Raw genomic sequence first — 4,144 nt, forward strand, 5'->3', positions numbered from 1 at the left:
GGCTTCGAACGCGTTGCCGACAAGGTTACCACTGTAAAGACCACGAACGGCAATTTTGCCTGTGACCAACTCCTAATCGCCGCTGGGCCGCAGACCGGTTCACTATCGCGGCTTCTCGGCAGAGAAGTTCCGGTAACCTCGGCGCGAGCCGAAATGATAGTGACCGAGCCCGTCCCGCTGATGCCGATCGGAGGCGTGGATGGCAATGGGCTTTTTGGCCGCCAGACGCTCCGTGGCAATTTGGTTTACGGTGGCGGACCACATGAATGGCTCCCTGAGGGCAGTATCGACGCTGAGCGCCCGTCAAGTCCACTTTCACGTAGTATTGCTAAGAGGTTGGTGGAGATGTTCCCTAAGGCTCAGCACATTCGCGTCATTCGAAGTTGGGGCGGCATTATCGAGAACACGCCGGACGGTCGCCCAGTAATTGATCACCTGCCTGGCGCCAGCAACGTGGTGGTAGCGACGATGTCAAGTGTGGGCTTCGGTCTTTCTCCAGCGAGTGGGCACGCGATTTGCGAGATGCTGTTGGAGGGAAAATGTCAATTCGCCAATCTGTCTGACTTCCAGCTGTCGCGCTTTGACAATCTTTCACCAGGCTGGCGCGAAGAATGGGGATGGGTACCTCCGCAAACGTTGGGGGCTGTTGGACGTGCGCTGTAAGAAACTCCAAGACCGTTATTCAGGCTGGCGCCTTCTCAAAGAAGCGGTGAGTGGCAATCGGGGTTGGAAACCGGCCTGGCGCAAAGCAGAGCCGAAAGGCCAATACGATGTCGTAATTGTTGGGGGCGGTGGTCACGGCCTGGCCACGGCGTATTACTTGGCCAGCGTACACGGCATTACGAATGTCGCGGTGATAGAGAAAGGYCCAATCGGGCTGGGCAACGCCGGGCGCAACACCACTATTGTGCGATCAACCTACCTGCTGCCAAGCAATACACGATTTTACGAGCACTCGCTGAAGCTGTGGGAAGGCTTGGAGCAGGAACTGAACTACAATGTGATGATGAGCCAGCGCGGCACCTTAAGCCTGTACCATTCGGATTGGCAGCGCGACGTAGCTGTGCGACGCGGCAACTCGATGCGAATTCAAGGTGTTGACGCGGTATTGCTGGACCGGGAGCAAGTTCAATCAGCATTGCCTTTTGTAGATATGGATAATCCCATGTTCCCGGTCCTTGGCGGGTTGCTTCAGCCGCGAGGAGGCACGGCACGTCATGATGCTGTCGTGTGGGGCTTTGCCCGCGCAGCGGACCGACGCGGCGTGGACATTGTCGAGCACTGCGAGGTGACCGGCCTTCGGCGGGAGGGCGACCGTGTTGTGGGGGTCGAAACGAGTCGCGGTTTTGTTGGTGCCGGTAAAGTCGGCATTGCAGTGGCCGGTAATACCTCGCGCCTCGCAGCGATGGTAGATATGCGCCTTCCCGTAGAAACCCACCTGCTCCAAGCGTTTGTGTCGGAGGCGATTAAGCCGATGATAGACTGTGTTGTTAACTTCGGTGCGGGTCACTTCTACATCAGCCAATCTGATAAGGGCGGCCTTGTTTTCGGAGGCGACCTCGACGGCTACAACTCGTACTCGCAACGTGGAAATTTGCCAGCCGCTGAACATGTAATGAGCGCTGGGGTTTCTATGATTCCGGCTTTGTCCCGGCTGCGTGTGTTGAGGCAATGGAGTGGAATGGTTGACATGACGATGGACGGCTCCCCGTTCATCTGCCGAACGCCGATCGAAGGACTTTATTTAAACGGCGGTTGGTCCTACGGCGGTTTCAAAGCCACGCCCGGCTCTGGCTGGTGCTTCGCCTATACCATTGCGAAGGATGAGCCGCATCAACTCAACGCCGACCTCACCATCGATCGTTTCGTCGAAGGCCGAATGATCGACGAGGGCGGAAATGGTCCAAACCCTTGGGCTCAGTAGGGCTAAAAATGCACTTGATATCATGTCCATATTGCGGCGAGCGGCCCGAGGACGAATTCCACTATCGCGGCGACGCCACGGTAAAGCGCCCGGCGCCCGATGCCGGGCTGGAGGCGTTTTACGAATTTGTCTATGCGCGGACCAACCCTCGTGGATGGCACCTGGAGTGGTGGCACCACTACGCTTCATGCCGGCAATGGCTGAAGGTCGAAAGAAACACCCTCACGCATGAAATCCGGACAACTGTTGGTCCAACCGAAGACGTGCCACGGGTGGTTTCATGAGTGCGTATCGTTTGTCAGGAGGCGGCCATATCGACCGCAATAAACAGCTGGTTTTCGGATTTGATGGCCGGCGTTATTTCGGTCATCCCGGCGACACACTCGCTTCCGCCCTTCTTGCCAATGGTGTCCGAGTGGTCGGTCGTAGCTTCAAGTATCATCGGCCGCGCGGAATTATGACGGTGGGACCGGAAGAGCCGAGTGCCCTTGCTGAACTGCGAGAAGGTAGTCGCGCTGAGCCCAACACCAAAATGACCGACATTGAGCTCTATGAGGGGCTGGTTGCGCGCAGCCAGAATTGCTGGCCCTCGGTCAAATTTGATTTGATGGCAATCAACGGTATCGCCTCGAGCCTGATTTCTGCCGGGTTCTACTACAAGACCTTTATGTGGCCGGCTTCGTTCTGGGAGAAGGTCTACGAGCCGCTCATAAGGCGAGCCGCGGGACTCGGTCGTGCCACCACGCAGCCCGATCCGGATCGCTACGAAGCGGTCCACGCGCATTGTGATGTGCTCGTAGTCGGCTCCGGGCCGGCGGGGCTCTCAGCAGCCAGGGCAGCCGGAGAGGCAGGTGCGCGTGTCATCATATGCGAACGAGATTTTCTAGTCGGAGGCGGGCTATTGCTCGATCCGGCTCAGGAAGCCTGGCGAAAGGAAATGATCGCGGCTCTCCAGATGTTGCCGCAGGTGCAGATTCTGACGCGCACGAACGTCTTTGGCTACTATGATCATAATCTTTTAGGCGGCGTGGAGCATGTGGGTGATCACTGCGCGGAGCCGGACCAGAATGACGTTCGCCAGCGATACCGTACCTTCCGGGCTGCGCAGGTCGTCTTGGCAACAGGCGCAACTGAAAGGTTGATTGCGTTTCCTGGCAATGATCGACCTGGCGTGATGATGGYGGGTGCAGCGTTGAGCTATGTCCGCCGCTTCGGTATTGCCCCCGGCAGGAAGGCCGTCGTTTTTACTAATAATGATTCTGCCTACGAGACCGCCTTAGCCTTATCGGAGGCTGGCCTTGAGCGCGTTGTGCTAGTCGATTTCAGGCAGGGCAATCGCCTCGCCACAAAGCTTCGAATGCATGGCGTCGACGTCCGGTCCGGGCTTGAGGTAACTGGTTTTCGCAACGGCAAGGTAACACTTCGGAGGCGGACGGGCGGCAGCGAAACCCTTGCAGCCGATCTTCTCTGCATTTCTGGAGGCTGGAATCCGGATGTACACCTGGCCAGTCAGTCAGGTGCTAGCCTAAATTGGGATCCCACACTTTCCAGTTTTGTGCCCGGCGCGCCGGTCCAGGCTGAGCGTTCGGCCGGCGCGGCCAGGGGACTGGTAGGTATTGGGGAGGCAGCGCGCGATGGATTGGCCGCCGGCCGTGCTGCGGCCCGCGCTGCGACGTATGATGCGCGCGTCATCGATTTCCAGCTACCGGCGCTGCTGGAGCCCGGCGTCCCACTGGAGCCATTGTGGGAGGTGAAAAGCCCGGGCAAAAGCTTCGTTGACCTGCAACACGACGTCACTGCGGCCGATATTCGTCTTGCCCATCGCGAAGGCTTCAGCCACATTGAGCACGCTAAGCGTTACACAACCCATCACATGGCCACRGATCAGGGCAGGCTTGGGGGCATTGTGGGCGCTGCGATCCTTGCGGAGGCTCGCGAGGAAGCGCCGGAAACAATTGGGCTGCCGAAATTTAGGCCTTACACCAAACCAGTCGCTATCGGGGCRCTGGCCGGTGGYAAAACAGGCCATCGATACCAGCCGATCCGTCGCACCGCTCTGCATGACTGGCACATCAACAATGGAGCGGTGATGCAGCCGACGGGTGCTTGGCTGCGACCATTCTACTACCCCAAAGCCGGGGAGACTGGATGGGATCCGATCTTCCGCGAGGCACATGCTGTACGGCGGAAAGTCGGTATCTGCGATGTGTCGACGCTTGG

At 58.4% G+C, this 4,144-nt stretch carries 4 protein-coding genes; all 4 read left to right on the top strand.

Annotated features, from left to right (window positions below; translation table 11 throughout):
* Positions 1-663: NAD(P)/FAD-dependent oxidoreductase (locus tag ORS3428_RS31190; protein ID WP_131802846.1), on the top strand; the 663-nt coding region annotated here is incomplete at its 5' end.
* On the top strand, positions 647-1,924 hold the full coding sequence (locus tag ORS3428_RS05715) for a sarcosine oxidase subunit beta family protein (protein ID WP_443136839.1): 1,278 nt from the start codon (positions 647-649) through the stop codon (positions 1,922-1,924). The genes ORS3428_RS31190 and ORS3428_RS05715, both read left to right, overlap by 17 nt.
* 8 nt (positions 1,925-1,932) lie before the next feature.
* Positions 1,933-2,208 (top strand): sarcosine oxidase subunit delta, encoded by a 276-nt coding sequence (locus tag ORS3428_RS31195; RefSeq protein WP_083355009.1) that lies wholly within the window; start codon positions 1,933-1,935, stop codon positions 2,206-2,208.
* A partial coding sequence (locus tag ORS3428_RS05720; protein WP_131802847.1) for an FAD-dependent oxidoreductase occupies positions 2,205-4,144 on the top strand: 1,940 nt, incomplete at its 3' end. The genes ORS3428_RS31195 and ORS3428_RS05720, both read left to right, overlap by 4 nt.

This window comes from Mesorhizobium sp. ORS 3428, from assembly GCF_001854785.1.
In the GTDB taxonomy this organism is placed as follows: Bacteria; Pseudomonadota; Alphaproteobacteria; order Rhizobiales; family Rhizobiaceae; genus Mesorhizobium.